19 protein-coding genes are annotated in these 22680 nt (G+C 71.3%); 15 read left to right on the top strand and 4 right to left on the bottom strand.

Annotated elements, in window-relative coordinates:
• Positions 1–2: 2 nt before the first annotated feature.
• The gene (locus C3489_RS02115) at positions 3–1745 is read right to left on the bottom strand and encodes a dolichyl-phosphate-mannose--protein mannosyltransferase (RefSeq protein ID WP_103779194.1); all 1743 of its coding nucleotides are present in this window, start codon (positions 1743–1745) and stop codon (positions 3–5) included.
• A gap of 86 nt (positions 1746–1831) precedes the next feature.
• Between C3489_RS02115 and rsmI the strand changes: the two genes are divergently transcribed.
• The 6 genes from rsmI (at position 1832) to C3489_RS02145 (ending at position 7662) form a co-directional block, all read left to right on the top strand.
• Complete coding sequence (gene rsmI, locus C3489_RS02120) at positions 1832–2695, top strand: 16S rRNA (cytidine(1402)-2'-O)-methyltransferase (RefSeq protein WP_103779196.1); 864 nt, start codon at positions 1832–1834, stop codon at positions 2693–2695.
• Between the two features lie 270 nt (positions 2696–2965).
• Entirely contained in the window at positions 2966–3373 is a 408-nt protein-coding gene (locus C3489_RS02125) for a hypothetical protein (RefSeq protein WP_103779198.1), read from the top strand.
• A gap of 54 nt (positions 3374–3427) precedes the next feature.
• On the top strand, positions 3428–4327 hold the full coding sequence (locus tag C3489_RS02130) for a TatD family hydrolase (RefSeq protein WP_103779200.1): 900 nt from the start codon (positions 3428–3430) through the stop codon (positions 4325–4327).
• Positions 4328–4440: 113 nt separating this feature from the next.
• Complete coding sequence (locus tag C3489_RS02135) at positions 4441–5856, top strand: resuscitation-promoting factor (protein WP_103779202.1); 1416 nt, start codon at positions 4441–4443, stop codon at positions 5854–5856.
• 45 nt (positions 5857–5901) lie between these two features.
• Positions 5902–6768 (top strand): 16S rRNA (adenine(1518)-N(6)/adenine(1519)-N(6))-dimethyltransferase RsmA, encoded by an 867-nt coding sequence (rsmA, locus tag C3489_RS02140; protein WP_103779204.1) that lies wholly within the window; start codon positions 5902–5904, stop codon positions 6766–6768.
• Positions 6769–7662, top strand: a complete 894-nt coding sequence (locus C3489_RS02145) for a 4-(cytidine 5'-diphospho)-2-C-methyl-D-erythritol kinase (protein WP_103779206.1) — start codon at positions 6769–6771, stop codon at positions 7660–7662.
• Positions 7663–7666: 4 nt separating this feature from the next.
• On the opposite strand, the gene C3489_RS02150 is transcribed toward C3489_RS02145, so the two are convergent.
• Positions 7667–8260 carry a Uma2 family endonuclease gene (locus C3489_RS02150; RefSeq protein WP_103779208.1) on the bottom strand — a complete coding sequence of 198 codons (594 nt, stop codon included), beginning with the start codon at positions 8258–8260 and terminating at the stop codon, positions 7667–7669.
• A gap of 157 nt (positions 8261–8417) precedes the next feature.
• Between C3489_RS02150 and C3489_RS02155 the strand changes: the two genes are divergently transcribed.
• The 4 genes from C3489_RS02155 (at position 8418) to C3489_RS02170 (ending at position 15162) form a co-directional block, all read left to right on the top strand.
• Positions 8418–10226: an ABC-F family ATP-binding cassette domain-containing protein gene (locus C3489_RS02155; protein WP_103779210.1), complete on the top strand. Its 1809-nt coding sequence runs from the start codon at positions 8418–8420 to the stop codon at positions 10224–10226.
• Positions 10227–10458: 232 nt separating this feature from the next.
• Positions 10459–12285: a PQQ-binding-like beta-propeller repeat protein gene (locus C3489_RS02160; protein WP_103779212.1), complete on the top strand. Its 1827-nt coding sequence runs from the start codon at positions 10459–10461 to the stop codon at positions 12283–12285.
• A 102-nt stretch (positions 12286–12387) separates the two neighbouring features.
• Positions 12388–14346, top strand: a complete 1959-nt coding sequence (locus tag C3489_RS02165) for a PQQ-binding-like beta-propeller repeat protein (RefSeq protein ID WP_103779214.1) — start codon at positions 12388–12390, stop codon at positions 14344–14346.
• A gap of 150 nt (positions 14347–14496) precedes the next feature.
• On the top strand, positions 14497–15162 hold the full coding sequence (locus C3489_RS02170) for a response regulator transcription factor (protein ID WP_258054531.1): 666 nt from the start codon (positions 14497–14499) through the stop codon (positions 15160–15162).
• A gap of 209 nt (positions 15163–15371) precedes the next feature.
• Here the strand turns inward: C3489_RS02170 and C3489_RS02175 are convergent, their stop codons facing one another.
• Complete coding sequence (locus tag C3489_RS02175) at positions 15372–15686, bottom strand: hypothetical protein (protein WP_103779218.1); 315 nt, start codon at positions 15684–15686, stop codon at positions 15372–15374.
• Between the two features lie 34 nt (positions 15687–15720).
• On the bottom strand, positions 15721–17400 hold the full coding sequence (locus tag C3489_RS02180) for a sodium:solute symporter family protein (protein WP_103779220.1): 1680 nt from the start codon (positions 17398–17400) through the stop codon (positions 15721–15723).
• Positions 17401–17582: 182 nt separating this feature from the next.
• Between C3489_RS02180 and galT the strand changes: the two genes are divergently transcribed.
• The 5 genes from galT to C3489_RS02205 all read left to right on the top strand — a co-directional run bounded on the left by galT (position 17583) and on the right by C3489_RS02205 (position 22660).
• Positions 17583–18644: a galactose-1-phosphate uridylyltransferase gene (gene galT / locus C3489_RS02185; protein ID WP_103779222.1), complete on the top strand. Its 1062-nt coding sequence runs from the start codon at positions 17583–17585 to the stop codon at positions 18642–18644.
• Positions 18641–19603 carry a UDP-glucose 4-epimerase GalE gene (gene galE, locus C3489_RS02190; protein ID WP_103779224.1) on the top strand — a complete coding sequence of 321 codons (963 nt, stop codon included), beginning with the start codon at positions 18641–18643 and terminating at the stop codon, positions 19601–19603. The genes galT and galE overlap by 4 nt, the downstream gene beginning before the upstream one ends.
• A 40-nt stretch (positions 19604–19643) precedes the next feature.
• Positions 19644–20807 carry a galactokinase gene (galK, locus tag C3489_RS02195; protein WP_103779226.1) on the top strand — a complete coding sequence of 388 codons (1164 nt, stop codon included), beginning with the start codon at positions 19644–19646 and terminating at the stop codon, positions 20805–20807.
• A 163-nt stretch (positions 20808–20970) separates the two neighbouring features.
• A complete protein-coding gene (locus C3489_RS02200; protein ID WP_103779228.1) occupies positions 20971–21627 on the top strand; it encodes a hypothetical protein in 657 nt (218 codons plus the stop codon).
• 25 nt (positions 21628–21652) lie between these two features.
• Positions 21653–22660 carry a hypothetical protein gene (locus tag C3489_RS02205; protein ID WP_374936711.1) on the top strand — a complete coding sequence of 336 codons (1008 nt, stop codon included), beginning with the start codon at positions 21653–21655 and terminating at the stop codon, positions 22658–22660.
• Positions 22661–22680: the final 20 nt, after the last annotated feature.

Consider the following 22680-nt stretch of genomic DNA (forward strand, 5'->3'; position numbering starts at 1 on the left):
TGTCATACCCACGTATCCAGCCACATCCGCGACCGCCACTGGTCGATGGGGATCGCCGTGCCGGTGAACAGGGGCCAGAAGTAGATGAAGTTCCACGCGATCAGCAGGACCAGGACGCCCGCGCTCGTCGCGCCCGCCACCCTGCGCGTGTCGCTGGCGCCCGGGGAGCCGGCGATCGCCCCCAGCAGCATCGCCACCGCCAGGCACAGGAACGGCACGAAGACGACCGCGTAGAAGAGGAAGATCGTGCGCTCCTGGTACAGGAACCACGGCAGATAGCCGGCCGCGATGCCGCAGGCGATGGCGCCCGCGCGCCAGTCGCGGCGGAAGAACCAGCGCCACAGCACGTACAGGATCGCGAAGCAGGCCACCCACCACAGCAGCGGCGTGCCGATCGCCAGCACCTCGCGCGCGCACTTCTCCCCCGCGTCCGCCGGACAGCCGTCCTTGCCGGGCGCCGGCGACTCGTAGAAGTACGACACCGGGCGGCCCAGGACGATCCAGCTCCAGGGGTTGGACTGGTAGGTGTGCGGCGAGTGCAGGTTGAGGTGGAACTCGTACACCTCGTGCTCGTAGTGCCACAGGCTGCGCCACCAGTCCGGGAACAGCCACGTCCAGCTGCCGCCCTTGCCGTCGGTGGCGGCCCAGTTGCGGTAGTAGCCGCCCGAGCCGTCGGTCGGGGAGAGGATCCAGCCGGTCCAGGAGGCGAGGTAGGTGACGACCGCCACGGGCACCGTGGCGACGAACGCCAGCCCCAGGTCGTGCTTGATCACGGCCGCGTACGGGCGCCGGGCGCCGGCCACCTTGCGGGAGCCGACGTCCCACAGCACCGTCATCACGCAGAACGCCACCAGCACGTACAGGCCGTTCCACTTGGTGCCGATCGCCAGGCCCAGCATCAGGCCCGCCAGCCAGCGCCACGGCCGCAGGCCCAGGCCCGCCGTGTCGGCGGTGTGCGCGTGCGGGCGCACCCGGCCGTCGGCGTCCACGGGCAGCGCCGCCGCCAGCCGCTCGCGCGCCTTGTCCCGGTCGACCACCAGGCAGCCGAACGCGGCCAGCACGAAGAACATCAGCACCCCGTCCAGCAGCGAGGTGCGGCTCATCACGAAGTGCAGCCCGTCCACCGCCATCAGCGCGCCCGCCAGACAGCCGAGGAAGGTCGAGCGGAACAGGCGCCGGCCGATCCGGCACAGCATCAGCACGCTCAGCGTGCCGAGCAGGGCCGTCATGAACCGCCAGCCGAACGGGTCGAAGCCGAAGATCAGCTCACCGAGCCCGATGACGTACTTGCCGACCGGCGGATGCACGACATACGCCGGGTCGGTCGGGACCGGGACATGGCCGTTCGAGGACAGGATCAGATCGTTGACGTTCTTGTCCCAGTTGACCTCGAAGCCGCGGTGGACGAGCGCCCAGGCGTCCTTGGCGTAGTACGTCTCGTCGAATATCACCGCCTTCGGGCTGCCCAGGTTCCAGAACCGGATCACACCCGCGAGCAGCGTCACCAGCAGCGGGCCGCCCCAGCCGGACCAGCGGCCGATCCGGTCGGCCAGGACCGGCGGCACGCCCAGCACGTGCCACAGCCGCGGGCTCGGTTCGGCGTACGGCGGCACGAGCCGGTCGCGCACGTCGGCGGCGGGCGGCGCCGCATAGCCGAAACGGCGCAGCCGCTGCGGCCACGACGGCCGCCGGTCGTGCGGGGCCGTTCCCTGCCGGGTGTCCGTGGAGGACGCGGTACTGGTCACCGCGCCATCGTAGGGAACGGCGCTGTGTGAGTCCCGTGCATGGCCGGGATGCGCCCCGGCCCGGCGCGTCCTGGGAGGATGGGGGCGTGACTGGAACCCTTGTTTTGGCGGGCACCCCCATCGGCGACATCGCGGACGCGCCGCCCCGGCTGGCGGAGGAGCTGGCCGGTGCGGACGTGGTCGCCGCCGAGGACACGCGCAGGCTCAGGCGTTTGACGCAGGCCCTCGGGGTGACACCCAAGGGGCGTGTCGTGTCGTACTTCGAGGGCAACGAGTCCGCCCGTACGCCCGAACTGGTCGAGGAGCTGCTGGGCGGCGCCCGGGTGCTGCTGGTCACCGACGCGGGCATGCCGTCCGTGTCCGACCCCGGCTACCGGCTGGTCGCCGCCGCCGTCGAGAAGGACGTCAAGGTCACCGCCGTGCCCGGGCCGTCCGCCGTGCTCACCGCGCTGGCGCTGTCCGGGCTGCCCGTCGACCGGTTCTGCTTCGAGGGGTTCCTGCCCCGCAAGGCGGGCGAGCGGCTGGGACGGCTGCGCGAGGTCGCCGAGGAGCGGCGGACGCTGGTCTACTTCGAGGCCCCGCACCGGCTCGACGACACCCTCGCCGCGATGGCCGAGGTGTTCGGCGCCGAGCGGCGCGCGGCGGTGTGCCGGGAGCTGACCAAGACGTACGAGGAGGTCAAGCGGGGCCCGCTCGGCGAGCTGGCGGCGTGGGCGGCCGAGGGCGTGCGCGGCGAGATCACCGTCGTCGTGGAGGGGGCGCCCGAGCGGGGCGCGCAGGAGGTGGGCGCGGAGGAACTCGTGCGCCGGGTGCGCGTGCGCGAGGAGGCCGGGGAGCGCCGCAAGGAGGCCATCGCGGCGGTCGCGGCCGAGGCCGGGCTGCCCAAGCGGCAGGTGTTCGACGCGGTGGTGGCGGCGAAGAACGCGGGGGCACTCGGCGAGGGGGCGTGAACCTTCGGCCCCGGGCGCTCGACCCCGGGGCGCTCGGCGAGGGGGCGTGAAACCCCTCTGAGCAGGGCGCATCTCGGCTGAGCGTGCGCCCCATGGCGGGGTAAACGGCCGTCGTCGAAGGCAAAGGCCAAACGCACCGAACAGGTCGCTTTCGGCAAGGAAGCTCCAAATCGGGTCCATGACTCGACAGGACCCGTGCGTTTCCGGACAGGGAGGCGTCCACTTGATGAAGGGACGCACAGCCCCATCCAGCGGACAACAGGAGCTGGCATGAGTGAGATCACCGGGCGGACGAGCCTGCGCAGCGCCGCGAAGGCCGTCGTTCACGAGTCCTATTCCTTCGCCTGCATGCGCTGCGGCCTCGGCTGGGAGCAGTCGTACGAGATAGAGCACCACACGGACGCCGACGGCCAGGACGTCGTGATGTACGTCGTCGACGGCCGCGTCGTGCCGTCGCCGCTGCAACGGCCCCGGTGCCAGCACTGCGACAGCCATGTGGTCCGCATCATGCGGCCCGGCCGTGTGACGTCGGCGGCACACCGCCTCGCGCCCCCGGCGGGACCGGTCGAGGCACCGACGACGGTCGCGGAGCAGGCCGCCGAGCAGGCGCAGCCCAAGGAGCCGCACCACTGGCACCTGTCCGACCTCCTCCACGTCTTCCACCGCAAGGCGGTCTGAGTCCCGCGTCACACGCATGGGGAGCCGGGCATGCCCCTTTCGTAGGATCGGGGCATGCCTTCGAACGCCCCCGACCCGGCCGACCCGCGCGACAAGAACGCCGCGCCGCCCCTCCCGGAGCCCCTGCGGGTCCCCGTCGCCGACTCCCACACCCACCTCGACATGCAGTCCCGCACGGTCGAGGAGGCGCTGGCGAAGGCCGCCTCGGTGGGCGTGACCCAGGTCGTGCAGGTCGGCTGCGACCTGGCCGGCTCGCGCTGGGCCGCCGAGACCGCGGCGCGCTACGACGCCGTCCACGCCACGGTCGCCCTCCACCCGAACGAGGCCCCGCGCATCGTCCACGGCGACCCCGACGGGTGGTCCCGGCAGGGCGCCCGGCAGGCCGGCGGGGACGCGGCCCTGGACGAGGCGCTCGCCGAGATCGACCGGCTGGCCGCACTCCCGCAGGTCAAGGGCGTCGGCGAGACCGGCCTGGACTACTTCCGCACCGGCCCGGAGGGCAAGGAGGCGCAGGAGCGGTCCTTCCGCGCCCACATCGAGATCGCCAAGCGGCACGGCAAGACCCTCGTCATCCACGACCGCGACGCCCACGCCGACGTGCTGCGCGTGCTGAAGGAGGAGGGCGCCCCCGAGCGGACGGTCTTCCACTGCTACTCCGGGGACGCCGAGATGGCCAAGGTCTGCGCGAGCGCGGGCTACTACATGTCGTTCGCCGGGAACGTCACCTTCAAGAACGCCCAGAACCTGCGCGACGCCCTCGCCGTCGCCCCGCTGGAGCTGGTCCTGGTCGAGACCGACGCGCCCTTCCTCACGCCCGTGCCCTACCGCGGCCGCCCCAACGCGCCCTACCTGGTCCCGGTCACCGTGCGGGCCATGGCGGCCGTGCGCGGCGTCGACGAGGACACGCTCGCGGGCGCCCTCGGGGCGAACACCGCCCGGGCCTTCGGCTACTGACCGCCACTGGCCATCTGTTCGCCACCCTCGGTAGCCGCGCCGCTTTGGAGAGTGACCGCGGCTCCGCTAGGTTCTGGGCCCGATCCGGACCTCTCGGACCCTGGAGTGGCGGCGTGAACAACTCCCCGTACGCGTACCCGCAGTACTCGCCGTATCAGCCGCGTCCGCGCCGGGAGGACGCGGAGCCGCAGGCGCAGTGGCACGAGGCGGCGCCGCAGTGGGGGCAGCCGCAGCCGCCGTATCCGCCGCAGGACCCCGCCTTCGACCCGTACACGGCCGAGACCCTGGGGTACGGCGAGGTGTACGACGCCCCCACGGCCCCGATCCCCGCCACCACGGCCCCGGTCCCTGCTCCCACCGCCACCCCCGCCCCGCGAACCGTTGCGAACCGCAGGGCCGCGCGCCGGCGCAGGGCGCGGTACGCCGAGCGCGTGGACGGCTCCGTGCGCCGCCTGCTCCCGCGCGCCCTCGTCGTCGCCTTCCTGGCCGGCGGCACCACCGCCTTCGTCGCCCAGGACAAGGCGGTCGAGCTGAGCGTCGACGGCGGCCGGCCGCGCACCCTGCACACCTTCGCCGACGACGTGACCGACCTGCTCGCGCAAGAGGGCGTCGAGGTGGGCGAGCACGACGTGATCGCCCCCGCCCCCGGCGAACCGCTGGCCAGCGGTGACGAGATCGCCGTCCACCACGCCCGCCCCGTGCGGCTCACCATCGACGGGCACCGCCGCGAGGTGTGGACGACGGCCCACACCGTGGAGGCGGCGCTGCGCCAGCTCGGGGTGCGGGCGGAGGGCGCCTATCTGTCCGCCGCGCGCTCCCAGCGCATCGGACGCGCCGGGCTCGCCCTGGACGTGCGCACCGAACGCGCCGTGACCGTCATGGCGGACGGGCAGGCCCGCACCGTCCGCACCAACGCCGCGACCGTGCGCGAGGCCGTGGAGGAGGCCGGCTTCACCCTGCGCGGCCAGGACACCACCTCCGTCGCGCCGGGCAGCTTCCCGCGCGACGGGCAGACCGTGACCGTGCTGAGGATCACCGGCAGCCGGGAGGTGCGGGAGGAGCCGATCCCGTTCCGGGAGCGCCGCACCGACGACCCGTCCCTGTTCAAGGGCACCGAGGTCGTCGAGCAGCAGGGCCGCCCCGGCCTGCGCCGGGTGACGTACACCCTGCGGACCGTCAACGGCGTACGGCTCAAACCGCGGCGCGAGCGCAGCGAGGTGGTGCGCGAGCCGCGTACGCAGGTGGTGCGGGTGGGCACGAAACCGCTGCCGACCTCGGTGCGGGGCGCCGACCAGCTGAACTGGCAGTCCCTCGCGGTCTGCGAGTCCGGCGGCCGTCCGGACGCGGTGGACGCGTCGGGCACGTACGGCGGGCTGTACCAGTTCGACACCCGCACCTGGCACGCCCTGGGCGGCAGCGGCCGCCCGCAGGACGCGCCCGCGGCGGAGCAGACGTACCGGGCGAAGAAGCTGTACCTGCGGCGCGGCGCGAGCCCCTGGCCGCACTGCGGGGCCCGGCTGCACGGCTGAGCGGCCCTGGCCGGCCGGGTCCGCGCACCCCCGTACCCTTGTCCCGTGAGCAGCCCCACCCCGGACGCCCTGCTGGGTCCCGCCGACATCCGCGAGCTGGCGGGCGCCCTCGGCGTGCGCCCCACCAAGCAGCGCGGACAGAACTTCGTCATCGACGCCAACACGGTCCGCCGGATCGTCCGCACCGCCGAGGTCCGGCCCGAGGACGTGGTCGTCGAGGTCGGCCCGGGGCTCGGCTCCCTGACCCTCGCCCTGCTGGAGGTCGCCGACCGGGTCACCGCCGTCGAGATCGACGACGTGCTCGCGGCCGCGCTGCCCGCGACGATCGCCGCGCGGATGCCGGAGCGGGCCGAGCGGTTCGCGCTGGTGCACTCCGACGCGATGCACGTCACCGAGCTGCCCGGCCCGCCGCCCACCGCGCTGGTCGCCAACCTGCCCTACAACGTGGCCGTACCCGTGCTGCTGCACATGCTCGACACCTTCCCGAGCATCGAGCGCACCCTGGTCATGGTCCAGTCCGAGGTCGCCGACCGGCTCGCCGCCGGACCCGGCTCGAAGGTGTACGGCGTGCCGTCCGTGAAGGCCAACTGGTACGCCGAGGTCAAGCGGGCCGGCGCGATCGGCCGCAACGTCTTCTGGCCCGCGCCGAACGTGGACAGCGGGCTGGTCTCCCTGGTCCGGCGCACCGAGCCGATCAAGACGACGGCCTCCAAGCGGGAGGTCTTCGCGGTGGTCGACGCGGCCTTCGCCCAGCGCCGCAAGACGCTGCGCGCGGCGCTCGCGGGCTGGGCCGGGTCGGCTGCGGCGGCCGAGGCGGCGCTGGTCGCGGCGGGCGTGTCCCCGCAGGCCCGCGGGGAGTCCCTGACCGTGGAGGAGTTCGCGCGGATCGCCGAGCACAAGGAGCAGGCCTAAGTGAGCGTCACCGTCCGCGTCCCGGCCAAGGTCAACGTCCAGCTCGCCGTGGGCGCCGCCCGCCCCGACGGCTTCCACGACCTGGCCAACGTCTTCCTGGCGGTCGGCCTCTACGACGAGGTCACGGTGACCCCGGCCGCCGAGCTGCGGGTGACCTGCGAGGGGCCGGACGCCGGTCAGGTCCCGCTGGACCGCACCAACCTCGCCGCACGCGCGGCGATCGCGCTCGCCGCCCGCGCGGGCATCGAGCCGGCCGTGCACCTGCACATCGCCAAGGACATCCCGGTCGCCGGCGGCATGGCGGGCGGCAGCGCGGACGGCGCGGGCGCCCTGCTGGCCTGCGAGGCGCTGTGGAACACCGGCGCCACCCGCGAGGAGCTGCTGGCCATCTGCGCCGAGCTGGGCAGCGACGTGCCGTTCAGCCTGGTCGGCGGGGCGGCGCTGGGCGTCGGGCGCGGCGAGAAGCTGACGCCGCTGGAGACCGGCGGCACCTTCCACTGGGTGTTCGCGATGGCCGAGCGGGGGCTGTCCACACCGGCGGTGTTCCGCGAGTTCGACCGGCTGACGGAGGGACGGGAGATCCCGGAGCCGGTGGCGTCGGAGGACGTGCTCGACGCCCTGGCCAAGGGCGACGCGGAGGCGCTGGCGGCAGCGGTCACCAATGATTTGCAGCCGGCCGCGCTGTCCCTCTATCCCGAGCTGGCGGAGACCCTGGCGGTGGGCCGCTCGGCGGGAGCGCTCGTCGGGCTGGTCTCCGGGTCCGGCCCGACCACGGCGTTCCTGGTGCGCGACGGCGCCTCCGCCGATGCGGTGGCGGAGGCGCTGCGGGAGTCCGGCACGTGCCGGAGCGTGCGGGTGGCTTCGGGGGCGGTGCCGGGGGCGACGGTTCTCTGACGGTTCAGAGGCTGTCGATGGCGGTCACATCGATGTCGATGGGGGCCGGCTTGTCGACCTTGATCCGGTCGCGGTGCATGCCCATGTGCACGTATGACTTGGTGAGTGGGTCGAGTTCGTAGACATGGATCACGGGCCCGCCGGTGGTTCCGTTCTGCTCGACGCGCCAGAAATTGGGGATCCCCGCGGCGGCGTACTTCTGCGGTTTGGTCGTACGGTCGCGAGATTCCGAGTCGGGCGAGACGACCTCTACAGCAAGCAGGACATCCTCGGCCTGGAAACTCGTCTGGTCCAGCCCGGTGACCGCGTCGGCTCGGACCACGCTGACATCCGGCTCAGGCCCATTTCGGTTGTCGAGGAGGACGGTCATCTCTCGCTCGACACTGAACTCTGGCCCGAGAGAACTGCACAGGCCGTTGAACAGCAGATTGACCACCAGGTAGTGGAAGCGGCGCTGCGGACTCACGAAAACGAGGCTCCCGTCGATCAGCTCGGTGTGCGGCGGGAGATCGGGCAGCGTGAACAGGTCGTCCACGGTGTAGCCGTCCGGCGGCGGCACCGGCCACTGGCCCTGGTGCTTCACGGACTCGGCGGTCATGGTTCCTCCCATGGACGGGATCCTGCTGCCTGCCCTCCACGGTAGCCGCCGCATCCCGATCACGTCATCACGAAGAGTGACCGACCCCGCGCGCGCCGCTCCCCACCCCGCAGGGCCTACGCTTGAAGGCTGATCGATCCCCCCGGGCAGGAGTGAAATGGCCGTCAACCTGGTCAATGTCGAGAACGTCAGCAAGGTGTACGGCACCCGTGCCCTGCTGGACGGTGTGTCGCTCGGCGTGTCCGAGGGGGACCGGATCGGCGTCGTCGGCCGCAACGGCGACGGCAAGACCACCCTGATCCGGATGCTCGCCAAGCTGGAGGAGGCCGACACCGGCCGGGTCACCCACTCCGGCGGGCTGCGGCTCGGCGTGCTCACCCAGCACGACTCCCTCGACCCGGAGGCGACCGTCCGCCACGAGGTCATCGGCGACATGGCCGACCACGAGTGGGCGGGCAACGCCAAGGTCCGCGACGTGCTCACCGGGCTGTTCGGCGGGCTGGACCTGCCGGGCTTCCCCAAGGGCCTGGACACCGTCATCGGCCCGCTCTCCGGTGGCGAGCGGCGCCGTATCGCGCTGGCCAAGCTGCTCATCGAGGAGCAGGACCTGATCGTCCTGGACGAGCCCACCAACCACCTCGACGTCGAGGGCATCGCGTGGCTGGCCGAGCACCTGCGCAACCGCCGCTCGGCGCTGGTGTGCGTCACCCACGACCGCTGGTTCCTGGACCAGGTCTGCACCCGCATGTGGGACGTGCAGCGCGGTGACGTCTACGAGTACGAGGGCGGCTACTCCGACTACGTCTTCGCCCGGGCCGAGCGTGAGCGCATCGCCGCGACCGAGGAGGCCAAGCGGCAGAACCTGGTCCGCAAGGAGCTGGCCTGGCTGCGGCGCGGCGCCCCCGCGCGCACCTCCAAGCCGCGCTTCCGCGTCGAGGCCGCCAACGAGCTGATCAAGGACGTGCCGCCGCCCCGGGACACCAGCGAGCTGATGAAGTTCGCCTCCTCCCGGCTCGGCAAGACCGTCTTCGACCTGGAGGACGTGACCGTCCAGGCCGGGCCCAAGGTCCTGCTGAAGCACGTGACCTGGCAGCTCGGCCCGGGCGATCGCATCGGCCTGGTCGGCGTCAACGGCGCCGGCAAGACCTCCCTCCTGCGGGCGATGGCCGCCGCCGCGCGCACCGAGGGCGAGACGCAGCCCGCGGGCGGCCGGATCGCCGTCGGCAGGACCGTCAAGCTCGCCTACCTCTCCCAGGAGGTCGCCGAACTCGACCCGAACACCCGGGTGCTGGAGGCCGTGCAGCAGGTCCGCGAGCGCGTCGACCTCGGCAAGGGCCGCGAGATGACCGCCGGGCAGCTGTGCGAGACGTTCGGCTTCAACAAGGAGAAGCAGTGGACGCCGGTCGGGGACCTCTCCGGCGGTGAGCGGCGCCGGCTGCAGCTGCTGCGGCTGCTGATGGACGAGCCCAACGTCCTCTTCCTCGACGAGCCCACCAACGACCTCGACATCGAGACCCTCACCCAGCTGGAGGACCTCCTCGACGGCTGGCCCGGCTCGATGATCGTCATCTCCCACGACCGGTTCTTCGTGGAGCGCACCACCGACCGCGTCTTCGCCCTGCTCGGTGACGGCACCCTGCGCATGCTGCCGCGCGGCATCGACGAGTACCTGGAGCGGCGCAAGCGCATGGAGGAGGCGGTCGCCGCGCAGGCCGCCCCCACCGCGCCCAAGCCGGCCGGCACCGAGAAGAGCGCCGCCGACCAGCGTGCCGCGAAGAAGGAACTGCAGAAGATCGAGCGGCAGCTGGACAAGATCTCCGAGAAGGAGACCAAGCTGCACGCGCGGATCGCCGAGAACGCCACGGACTTCGGGAAGGTCGCCGAACTCGACGCCGAACTGCGGGAGCTGGCCGGCCAGCGCGAGGAGCTGGAGCTGCGCTGGCTGGAACTGGCCGAGGACGCCTGACCGTTCGGCGGCGCATGCGCCCGGCGCGCAGGTCGCGTGAAGGGGGCGTGAAGGCGCGTAACAAGGGCATCACGGGCCGGTCCTCCGTTCGGTACAGCCGTGGGCCGACTCCGGTGGACTGTCGGCGGCGGGTGATAGAAAGGGCCGTCTGAGAACTGTCTGTCGAACGACTCTGGGTCCATCGCGTACCTCAGGGCGTGGGTGAAAATCAGTGAGGTAGGGGGAGACGCTGATGACTCAGCCGCCCAACCAGCCGCCGCAGCAGGGTGGGTTCGGCCCACCGCAGGACCAGCCACCGCAGGGCGGTGGCGGGTTCGGCGCTCCGCAGAGCCCGCCACCCCCGCCGGCCGGCGCACCACAGACGCCGCCTCCACCGCAGACCCCGCCCGCCGGCGCACCGCAGCCGGGGTACGGCTACCCGCAGCAGCCCGGGCCCTACGCCCAGCCGAGCGGACCCTACGCGGCACCGGGCGCCCCCGGCACGCCGCCCGCGCCCGGCCCGTACGGCCAGCAGCCCGGCCCGTACAGCCCGCCGCAGCAGCCCGGCCCGTACGGCCAGCCGCAGCCCGGGTACGGCTACCCGCCGCAGCCGCAGTTCCCCGGGGCGCCCGGCACCCCGCCGCCGGCCCTCGGCGGCGGGAAGGGCCTCAAGGGCAAGCCGCTCGCCATCATCGGCGCGGCCGTCGCCGCGCTGCTGGTCATCGGCGGCACGGTGTGGGCGGTCAGCGGCGACGACGACCCGAAGAAGCCGGTCGCCCAGCAGAGCGACGACCCCAAGCCGTCCGGTTCCGAGAGCAGCGGCGACACCCCCGGTGGCCGCGGCGGCGACGACCCCGAGGACCTCAACGCCGGCCGCCAGCCCGGCGAGGCGAAGGTGCTGTGGTACGAGTCGGCGCCCGACGCGCCCAAGGGCGGCGCCGACGCCCCGGGCCTGTGGATCACCGACAAGGTCGCCGTCAAGGCCGCGTACAAGCAGGTCTTCGGCTACAACATCTCCGACGGCAAGCCCGCCTGGGCACCCATCACCTTCGCGTCGAAGATCTGCGCCGCCACCCGCGAGAAGACGGCCCAGAACAAGATCATCGTCGCGTACATGAGCGGCACCAGCGAGCGCGCCAAGTGCAACCAGCTCCAGGAGATCGACCTCGCCACCGGCCAGAAGGGCTGGACCGGCTCGATCGACGACGGCGCCCTGTTCGACAGCACCCTCAACGTCGAACTGGTGCTGGCCGGTGACACGCTGATGATCGGCCGCTCCCAGTCCGGCGTCGCCCTCGACGTGCACAGCGGCCACAAGCTGTACGACAAGAAGCGCTACGGCGACGCCTGCTTCCCGGCCGCCTTCGCGGGCAGCCCGACCAAGCTGATCCAGGTCGCCAGCTGCGGCGCCATGACGTCCAACGAGCACGAGGAACTGCAGGGCCTCAACCCCAAGACCGGGGCCGTGCTGTGGACCCAGCCGCTGGAGAAGGGCTGGGAGGCCAAGAAGGTCTTCTCGATGGACCCGCTGGTCGTCTACCTCACCAACGAGGACAAGAAGGTCTGGGACATGGTGGTCCTGGGCGCCGACGGCAAGCTGCGCACCCACGTCAACGTGGACGAGAAGTTCGACTTCCAGTGCGGCTGGAGCATCTTCCAGCGCAACCTGCAGGGCTGCGCGGGCACCGCCGCCGACGCCGACACGCTCTACCTGCCCACCGACGCCACCACCGGAGCCAACGAGGTCGTCGCCATCAGCCTCGCCAACGGCAAGGAGAAGTGGCGCGTGAAGTCCCCGGCGGACGAGTCGATGCTGCCGATGCACGTCGGCGGCGGCCAGCTCGTCGCCTACGTCGAGCCGTCCTACGACGCGGGCGGCCAGGTCGTGGGCGTCCCGACGGCGGGCACCGCGCACCAGCCGGCCAAGCTGCTGCAGATGCCCGCGGCCACCGCGGAGATCGAGAACGGCTTCTTCGACAAGACCTACGACTGGGTCGACGGTCGCTTCTACATCGCGACCACCCGGCTGGGCGGCGACGACGACGCCAAGGAGAAGCTGATGCTCGCCTTCGGCAAGTGAGCCTGACGCGGGGCCCGTTGCCGGGCCCCGCTGTCGCGTCCGCCTCTCCACCCGTCCGCCCCGCCGACGACCTTCGTCGTCCGACCTGAGGTATTCCACGTCATGACCCAGCCGCCCCCGCCCCCGAACCAGCCCCCGCAGCAGGGGGGTGGCTTCGGCCCGCCCCAGGACCAGCAGCCGCCGCAGCCGCCGCAGCCCCCGCAGTCTCCGCAGCAGGGTGGCTACGGCACGCCGCAGCCCGCCCAGCCGCCGCAGGCTCCGCCGGCCGCCCCGCACACCCCGCCCGCCGCCGCGCCGGTACCCCCGAGCCTGGACAAGGGCCCGCAGCCGGCGCCGGGTTACGGCTACCCGCAGCAGCCGCAGGGTGCGCCGCAGTACCCGCAGCAGCCGCAGGGCGCCCCGCAGCAGCCCCCGGCTCCGCAGGCTCCGCAGACGCCTCCGCCACCCATGCCCGGGCAGCAGCCCGCGCCCGGCTACGGCTACCCGCAGGCCGGCCAGGCGCCGGGCCAGGCCCCCACGCCGCCCCAGCCGCAGCCCGGTTACGGCTACCCGGGCCAGCCGCAGCCGCCGTACGGGCAGCAGCCCGGTTACGGCTACCCGCAGCAGACGACGCCGCAGCAGCCGCAGGCCGCCACCACCGGCGGCGGGCGGAAGATCAACCCCAACGTGGCGATCATCGTCTCCGCGGTCGCCGCCATCGCGCTGATCATCGGCGGCGGCGTCTGGTACTCCAGCTCCAAGGACGACGGCAACGAGCCCACCGCCCACTCCAGCACCGGCGGCGACAAGGGCGGCGGTGGCGGCAGCGAGAAGGCGCCCGACAACCCCGCGTCCCATGTGCTGTTCCAGGTGCCGATGCCGCCGGTCGCGGACGACGACAGCATGAGCGTGAACGGCTCCTGGCTCACCGACAAGGTGTACGCCAAGACCGGCGCCGCCGAGATCGTCGGCTACGACCCCGTCAAGGGCTCCCCGATGTGGAAGATCCCGCTGTCCGGCCCGGTGTGCACGGCCAGCAAGTACGCCTCCGCCGACGGCAAGGCGGCCGTCGTCTACGAGCCGGCGATGCCGACCAAGGACAAGCCGTCGCACGGCTGCAGCCAGGTCGCGGCCATCGACCTGACGACCGGCCGCAAGCTGTGGACGAAGACCGCGAAGAACGGCGACGAGCTCGCCACGTTCGACAACGTCACCCTCAGCGGCGGCACCATCGCCGCGGGCGGCCTGGACGGCGGCGCCGCCTGGGACGCGACCTCCGGCGCGGCCCTGTGGGCCCCGAAGCCGGCCGACACCTGCGAGGACGCCGGCTACGGCGGTGGCGAGAAGCTGGTCGCGGTGCGCAAGTGCGGGTCGTACGACAACCCGACGGTCCACATCCAGACCATCGACCCGAAGTCCGGGAAGGTGTTCTCCGACTACAAGATGTCCCCGGGCATCGAGGACGCGGCCATCGTCTCCAGCAACCCGCTCGTCGTCGGCGCCGACGTCGGTGACACCGGCAACGGCAGCGGGGTGTCGGACATCTTCTCCATCGACAACACCAACGGGCAGCTCAAGGCGCGCATCTCCCTGTCCGGCGACGGATACGCGGAGGACTGCGACACCCTCGACGAGGTCGAGAACTGCCACGGCCTGGTGGTCGGCAACGGCAAGCTGTACGTCTCCACCGAGGAGCACGACGGCACCGGCGACCACGGCCGCACCAACGAGATCGTCTCCTTCGACCTCACCACCGGCAAGCAGACCGGCCAGCGCGCGGACGCCGGCGACGGCTACGCCTACACGCCGCTGCGCATGGACGGCTCCAACGTGATCGCGTACAAGCGGCCGCCGTACGACAAGGGCGGACAGATCGTCAGCATCGACGGCACCAGCTTCAAGGCGACCACGCTGCTGGAGAACCCGGCCACGGAGTCGGTGCGGGACGTGGAGACCAGCATGCTCCCCGACCACGCCGAGCTGATTTTCGCCAACGGCCGCCTGTACATGGCGGACGTGTACGCCCGTAAGCCCACGGCGGGCGAGAAGAACTACCTGGCGATCGCCTTCGGTACGCGCTGACGACCGGGTGATCCGCACGGTGCGGCCCCGCCCCTGCTCAGGGGGCGGGGCCACTTTTCGTTCCGTTGGGGGCGCGCGAAGTCGTACAAGCGTGTAGCTTCCGGGTGCAATGGCTCGGGGGACTGGGGGGTTTACTTGGGAGTGCGGCTGATGGTGGTCGACGACCACCGACTGCACGCCGAGGCGCTGGCCTCGGCGCTGAAGCTGCGGGGGCACCGGGTGCTCGCCGCGGCGGCGCCCGTCGCGGGCGCGGCGGAGCTGATGATCTCGCGGGCGCCGGAGGTGTGCCTGCTGGGCACGGCCGCGCCGGCCCAGCCCGGGGTCTTCGACCCGGTGGTGCGGGTGCGGCGGGAGCGGCCGCAGGTGGCCGTGGTCGTGCTGGGCCCGGTGCCGAACCCGCACGGGATCGCCGCGGCCTTCGCGGCGGGGGCCTGTGGGTACGTCCGGCACGACGAGCGCATCGAGGGCGTCGAGCGGGCGATCATGAAGGCGCGGACGGGTGAGGCGGCGGTGGCGCCGGCGCTGCTGCAGCAGGCGTTCGGAGAGCTGCTGAACCCGGCGGCCCAGCCGGACGACGAGGGCCGCCGGCTGCTGCAGATGCTGACGCCGCGGGAGGTGGAGGTCCTGGTCCGGGTCGCCGACGGCGAGGACACGAGGGTGATCGCGGCGGGCATGGGGATAGCCCCGTCGACAGCCCGGACCCATGTCCAACGGGTCCTGATGAAACTGGGGGTGGGCTCCCGCCTGGAGGCAGCGGCCCTGGCAGCGAGAACGGGGTTGTTGGAACGGGCTGCGCACCCCGGCACGGACGACTGACCGCCGGCTGGGGCGGTCCGAGGGTGGGTAGCGCAACCCGGCGCGACGGGGTGCCTCCCCCAAGCTCTTCGAGCAGGGGGCCCCAGCGCCCACCCGTGCCGCCCCAGCGGCACGACTGCCCGCAGCTACGTCAACCAAGGGGCGCGGGGAACTGCGCGACCGGCCACGACGTACCCGCACCCGGCAACGCACCCCGCGCCCCGACCGCCCTACTCCACAGGCTCATCCGGAGTCGGCGGAGCCACAGGCCGCAGCTTCAGCCAGGCCAGGAAGAAGACACCCAGGGCCAGCATCCCCAGCCCCGTCCACAGGTTGATATTGACCCCCTGGGCCTTGTCGATCGCCGCATCGGAATCCGTCAGCCCCGTGATCGTGACGATGACGCCGTAGACGACGAACAACCCCCCGATGATCCGACGGATGTCGAACAGCCGCGCCGCGGTCGCCGACTTCCCCTCCAGCTCGGTCACCTCACGCTGCACATCCCGCTCGGAGTACTCGTGACGCCCGGAATTGTCGCTCATGCTCTCTCAAACTCCCTCTTCGTCACAGCGGCCGTCAGAACGAGAACGGGATGTAGCAGACGGCGGCCAGCACCACCGCACCCCAGCCCAGCAGCGCCGGCCGCCGGTACCATGCGTCGTCCCCGGCGGCGGGCGGCTCGGCCATGCCCGGCGACCGGGTGCCGTAGACCAGCCCCTGCAGGTCCTCGACCGGCTTCGGCTTGGTGAACAGCGTCACCACCACCATCACCACCGCACCCGCCACGAACCCGGCGATCGCGGAGACGAAGTTGGCGCCCTGGTCGGAGGGGATGTCGATGATGCCCTGCTTGTAGATCCAGAAGTAGTTCAGCATCGCGGTCACCGTGCCGGCCAGCAGCCCCCAGAAGCCGGACTTCATCGAGGCCCGCTTCCAGAACATGCCGATGATGAAGACGACGAACATCGGGACGTTGAAGAAGGAGAACAGCGTCTGCAGGTAGGCCATGATGTTCGAGAACGACGAGGCCAGGAACGCCGTACCGATGGACGCGAGCACACCGATCGCGGTGATCAGGCGCCCGAACCGCACGTAGTACACGTCCTCGCGGTCCTTGACCACGTACTTGGCCCAGATGTCGGTCGTGAACACGGTGTTGAAGGACGACACGTTGGCCGCCATGCCGGCCATGAACGCGGCGAGCAGCCCGGTGACGGCGATGCCGAGCACGCCGTTGGGCAGCAGCTGCTCCATCAGGTACGGGATGGCGTCGTTGTACTGCAGGTCGGAGCCGGACGTACCGATCTTCGGCACCAGGACGGCAGCGACCAGGCCCGGGATCATCACCAGGAACACGATGAAGATCTTCGGGAACGCGGCGATCAGCGGCGTGCGCTGGGCCGCCGAGAGGTTCTTCGCGGACAGGGCGCGCTGCACCTCGGCGAAGTTGGTCGTCCAGTAGCCGAAGGAGAGCACGAAGCCGAGGCCCAGCACGATCGTCAGCCAGTTGGCGCCGAGCGGGTTGGCGTGGCCGATGCCGGTGCCGCCCCAGGAGGTGAGGAAATCACCGCCGCGGCTCTTGGTCAGGGAGTCGGACAGCCCGTCCCAGCCGCCGACCTTCTTCAGACCGAGCACGGTGATCGGGATGAGCGCGGCGAGGATCACGAAGAACTGCAGCACCTCGTTGTAGATCGCCGAGGACAGGCCGCCGAGGGTGATGTAGGCGAGCACGAAGAACCCGGCGACCACGATCGCCACCCACTGCGGCCAGCCCAGCAGCGCCTCGACGACGATCGCGAGGGCGTAGAGGTTGACGCCGGCGATCAGGATCGCCGCAAAGGCGAACAGGATCGAACTCAGCAGATGCGCGCCCCTGTCGAACCGCAGCAGCAGGAACTCGGGGACCGAGCGGACCTTGCTGCCGTAGTAGAAGGGCATCATCACCAGGCCCAGGAAGACCATCGCCGGGATGGCGCCGATCCAGTACCAGTGGGTGGTGTAGACGCCGTACTGGGCGCTGTTGGCGGCCATGCCGAGGATCTCGGTGGCGCCGAGGTTGGCCGCGATGAACGCCAGGCCCGTCACCCACGCGGGCAGTGAGCGCCCGGACAGGAAGAAGTCGAGGCTCGTCTTCACCGAGCGCCGGGCGGCGAAGCCGATGCCCAGCACGACGACGAAGTAGATCGCGAGGATCGTGTAGTCGAGCCAGTTCGTGGGGAGCCGTAGCTCGGCGGCCAGATATGTGGGGGTCTGCATGCGTACTCGCTTCGTTGCGCGAACTGATCCTCAGCGGAACCTACGCCTCCGCCTTCAGAATTTGAACACTTCTGATGATGACCTTTGTTGGATTGTGATGTGACGAGGGCTGGTGGGTTGTGGCGTGTTATGTTTGATTATGTTGAGTAAGAGTTGTGTGGTGCGGACAGAGGGAGTCCGGCGTGAAGAAGACCTCGACCCGGTTGGCCGACGGTCGTGAGCTGATCTACTACGACCTGCGCGACGACTCGGTGCGGGCCGCGGTCGACCGCCGCCCCCTGGAGCGGACCGTGACGACCTCCGAGGTCCGCCACGACGAGCTGCTCGGTGACGCGGTCGCCGTCGCCTCGCACCGCCAGGGCCGCACCTACCACCCCCCGGCCGACGAGTGCCCGCTGTGCCCGTCCGAGGGCGAGCGCCTCAGCGAGATCCCGGACTCCTCCTACGACGTCGTCGTCTTCGAGAACCGCTTCCCCTCGCTCGCCGGCGACTCCGGCCGCTGCGAGGTGGTCTGCTTCACCTCCGACCACCACGCCTCCTTCGCCGACCTGACCGAGGAGCAGGCGCGGCTGGTGCTGGACGCCTGGACCGACCGCACGTCGGAGCTGTCGCATCTGCCCTCCGTCGAGCAGGTGTTCTGTTTCGAGAACCGCGGCGCCGAGATCGGCGTGACCCTGGGCCACCCGCACGGGCAGATCTACGCCTACCCCTTCACCACCCCGCGCACCGCGCTGATGCTGCGCCAGGTCGCCTCGCACAAAGAGGCGAGCGGCGGGGAGAACCTCTTCGACGCCGTCCTGGAGCGTGAGCTCGCCGGTGAGCGGGTCGTCCTGGAGGGTGAACACTGGGTGGCCTTCGTGCCGTACGCGGCGCACTGGCCGTACGAGGTCCACCTGTACCCGAAGCGGCGCGTGCCGGACCTGCTGGCGCTGGACGAGGGGGCCCGCACAGAGTTCCCCCAGGTCTATCTGGAACTCTTGAGGCGCTTCGACCGGATCTTCGGAAGCGGTGAACCGCCGACGCCGTACATCGCCGCCTGGCACCAGGCGCCGTTCGGCCCGCTGGCGGAGTTCGACGGCGTCAGCCGTGACGACTTCGCGCTCCACCTGGAGCTTTTCACCATTCGCCGTACGTCCGGCAAGCTGAAGTACCTCGCGGGCTCCGAATCGGGCATGAGCGTGTTCATCAACGACGTGCCTCCGGAGCGCGCGGCCGAGCGACTGCGAGAGGTAGCGAGTTCATGAGCGGTAAGTACCTGGTGACGGGCGGTGCGGGGTACGTCGGCAGTGTGGTGGCCCAGCATCTGCTGGAGGCCGGCCACGAGGTCGTCGTCCTGGACAACCTGACGACCGGCTTCCGGGAGGGTGTCCCGGCGGGCGCCGCCTTCGTCGAGGGCGACATCCGCGACGCCGCGAAGTGGCTGGACTCCTCCTTCGACGGCGTGCTGCACTTCGCCGCGTTCTCGCAGGTCGGCGAGTCGGTGGTGAAGCCGGAGAAGTACTGGGACAACAACGTCGGCGGCACCATGGCCCTGCTCGGCGCCATGCGCGAGGCGGGCGTGAAGAAGCTGGTCTTCTCCTCCACGGCGGCCACCTACGGCGAGCCGGAGCAGGTGCCGATCGTCGAGACCGCTCCGACGAAGCCCACCAACCCCTACGGCGCCTCCAAGCTGGCCGTGGACTTCATGATCACCAGCGAGGCGAACGCGCACGGCCTGGGCGCGGTCTCCCTGCGCTACTTCAACGTCGCCGGCGCCTACGGGGCCTACGGCGAGCGCCACGACCCGGAGTCGCACCTGATCCCGCTGGTCCTCCAGGTCGCCCAGGGCCGCCGCGACGCGATCTCCGTCTACGGCGACGACTACCCGACGCCGGACGGCACCTGTGTGCGCGACTACATCCACGTCGCCGACCTGGCCGAGGCCCACCTGCTGGCCCTGAAGGCCGCACAGCCGGGCGAGCATCTGATCTGCAACCTCGGCAACGGCAACGGCTTCTCCGTCCGCGAGGTCATCGAGACCGTCCGCCAGGTCACCGGCCACCCGATCCCCGAGGTGGTCGCGCCGCGCCGGGGCGGCGACCCGGCCGTCCTGGTCGCCTCCGCGGACACCGCCCGCGAGCGCCTGGGCTGGCAGCCGCGCCGCGCGGACCTCGCCGGGATCGTCGCGGACGCGTGGGAGTTCGCGCAGAACCGCGCAAAGTAACGCACTTTCGAGCAGAAGGTACGAAAGGTCAGGGTCAGGGATGAGCGAGGCCGTCGCCGGCGCCGTAGCCGAGCGGTTCAAGGAGCTGTACGGAGCCGATCCGGAAGGGGTGTGGGCGGCGCCGGGCCGCGTCAACCTCATCGGCGAGCACACCGACTACAACGACGGCTTCGTCATGCCGTTCGCCCTGCCGCACACCGCGGTGGCCGCGGTGTCCCGCCGCGAGGACGGCGTCGTACGCCTGCACTCGCAGGACGTCGAAGGCGGCGTGAGCGAACTGCGCCTCGACTCCCTGACCCCCGAGTCGGACACGGCCTGGACGGCCTACCCGGCAGGTGTGCTGTGGGCCCTGCGCGAGGCCGGCCATCCGGTGACCGGCGCGGACATCCACCTGGCCTCCACGGTCCCGGCGGGCGCGGGCCTGTCCTCCTCGGCGGCCCTGGAGGTGGTGGTCGCCCTCGCCCTGAACGACCTGTTCTCCCTGGGCCTGCGCGGCTGGCAACTGGCCCGCCTGTGCCAGCGCGCGGAGAACGTCTACGTCGGCGCACCGGTCGGCATCATGGACCAGACCGCGTCGGCCTGCTGCGAGGCGGGCCACGCCCTGTTCCTCGACACCCGCGACCTGTCCCAGCGCCAGATCCCCTTCGACCTCGCCGCCGAGGGCCTGCGCCTGCTGGTGGTGGACACCCAGGTCAAGCACGCGCACAGCGAGGGCGAGTACGGCAAGCGCCGCGCGGGCTGCGAGAAGGGCGCGGCCCTGCTGGGCGTCGACGCCCTGCGGGACGTGCCGTACGACGAGCTCGACGACGCACTGTCCCGCCTCGGCGACGAGGAGGAGGTCCGCCGCCTGGTCCGCCACGTCGTGACGGAGAACCACCGGGTCGAACAGGTCGTCTCCCTCCTGGAGTCGGGCGGCACCCGCGCCATCGGCCCCCTCCTGACCGAGGGCCACGCCTCCCTGCGCGACGACTTCCGCATCTCCTGCCCCGAACTGGACCTGGTCGTCGACACGGCCCTGGCCTCCGGCGCTCTGGGCGCCCGCATGACCGGCGGCGGCTTCGGCGGCTCGGCGATCGTCCTGACGGAGGCGACGGAGGTCGACACGATCACCACAGCGATCGAAAAGGCCTTCACCACGGCGGGCTTCACACAGCCCCGCACGTTCGAAGCGACCCCGTCCCCGGGCGCCCGACGCCTTCGCTGAGGCCCAGCCCCCGACAACCGACGCCCCCGCACCCCTCGTGGACGCGGGGGCGTCGGCGTTCACCGACAGCCGAGCCTGATGGCCGGGCAGCGCCTGGTGACATCAACGGCACCATCGGTAACGTTGGGTCACTCGTTGAGAATCCGCCCCACCGGGAGTCATAGTGATCCGCCGCCCCACCCTGCTCGCAGCGGTCGCCCTGAGCGCTGCGGCGGCCTTTACGCTGACCGCTTGCGGCAGCGGTGACGACAGTACGAAGGGCAACGACAAGATCGCGGGAGCAGACACCGGCAGCTCGCCGGTGCCGTCACCGAGCCCCTCGGCCGCCGAGGCCGCGGACCGGCCGGCGATCGAACTGCCGGCGGATCTGACGTACACCTTCGACTGGCCGAAGACCGGCGACAAGGACAAGGACGCGGTTCTCGCCGACGGCGAGCAGTCGATCAAAGCCGTGGACATGGCCATCGTCCGTCAGAACGCCCTCGATGAGGGCTACCGGTACTACTACGAGGGCGAGGCGGCCGCCGAGACCGAGCGGTTCATCAAGGCGTACGTCAAGGCGAAGGCCCGCGTCACCGGTGCGTACCGCTACTACGGCGCCGTCGTCAGCCTGCGCGGACCGGAATCGGCTTCCCTCGTGTACTGCGAGGACCAGGGCAAGGCGTACGACATGTACCTCGCGACCAAGAAGGTCGACAAGACGCCGGTCACGAAGAACAGTTACGTCCTCTACAACACCCAGCTGCACCGGAACACCAAGGGCGTCTGGGTCATCGAGAAGATGCTGTCGCAGCGGGGGAGCGACCGGTGCCAGCCCTGACCGCACGGTTACGCATCCTTCCGGCGTGCATGGCCGTCGGCCTGGTGATGGCGGTCGGCAGCCCGGCCTTCGCCGACAACAAGATCGGGGTGGTGCACAGGCGCCCGCGCCGAGCACGGACGCGCACGGTGACACCGACGGCGCCGGCAACCTCTCGGCGACTGCGGGGGCTGTCGTCTTCGACCGCTCCCGCAACGGCTCCGGACCGGCTGCAGGGCCCGTGACGTCGACGACCACATGGACCCCGCCGGCCTGCTACTACGCGCCGAAGTACACGCCTGAGCAGCTGCAGAAGTACCTGGAAGCCATCTGGGGGGCCGAGTCGACGGGCCACGAGTGGGAGCTGGGGCAGCGCAAGAAGTACGTCGACGGCGATCCCTACAAGGACTTCAACAAGGACAAGGCCGGCAAGGGCTACTGGTGGGACTCGTACGTCACTCCGGGCCGTGAGGGCGACCCCCACGCGCTGGACTGCGACAAGGACATCTTCTGGGTCGACAAGGGCGAGGCTCCTCCCGCCGACGCTCCCCAGGCGATCAGTGCGCGGATGCTGGCCGAACTCGCCTACGCCGAGATCAGGGTTCCGTCCACAGAGGTCACTCTCGCGCCCGCAGGCGTGACCAAGGTGAATCTGCCTACCTGGGCCTGGCTGGATGCCGCGACGTTCAAGCCGGTGTCGGTGACCGCCTCGGTCCCCCTGCTCGGCATCTCGGCCACGACCACCGCGGAACCTGTGTCGGTGAGGATCGATCGCGGCACCGCGGACGCCGAGACCTACCCGGCGAGCGGTGTCTGCCAGGTGGCCTCCGGACGGGTCGGCGAGCCGTACGCCAAGGGCAAAGCGGACCGGGAGCCGCCCTGTGGAGTGAGGTACCTGCGCAGTTCCGGCACCGGCTCCTACCGACTCACAGCCACCGTCACCTGGCACATCCACTGGACGGGCACCAACGCGCCAGGCGGCGATCTGCCTGATGGCGCGTTCGGCGCCACACAGCAGGTCGTGGTCCAGGAGATTCAGGCTGTGAACCGTTGACGACGGCCAAGAGAACGCAG

It is taken from the genome of Streptomyces sp. Ru71 (assembly GCF_002920535.1).
Classification (GTDB): domain Bacteria; phylum Actinomycetota; class Actinomycetes; order Streptomycetales; family Streptomycetaceae; genus Streptomyces.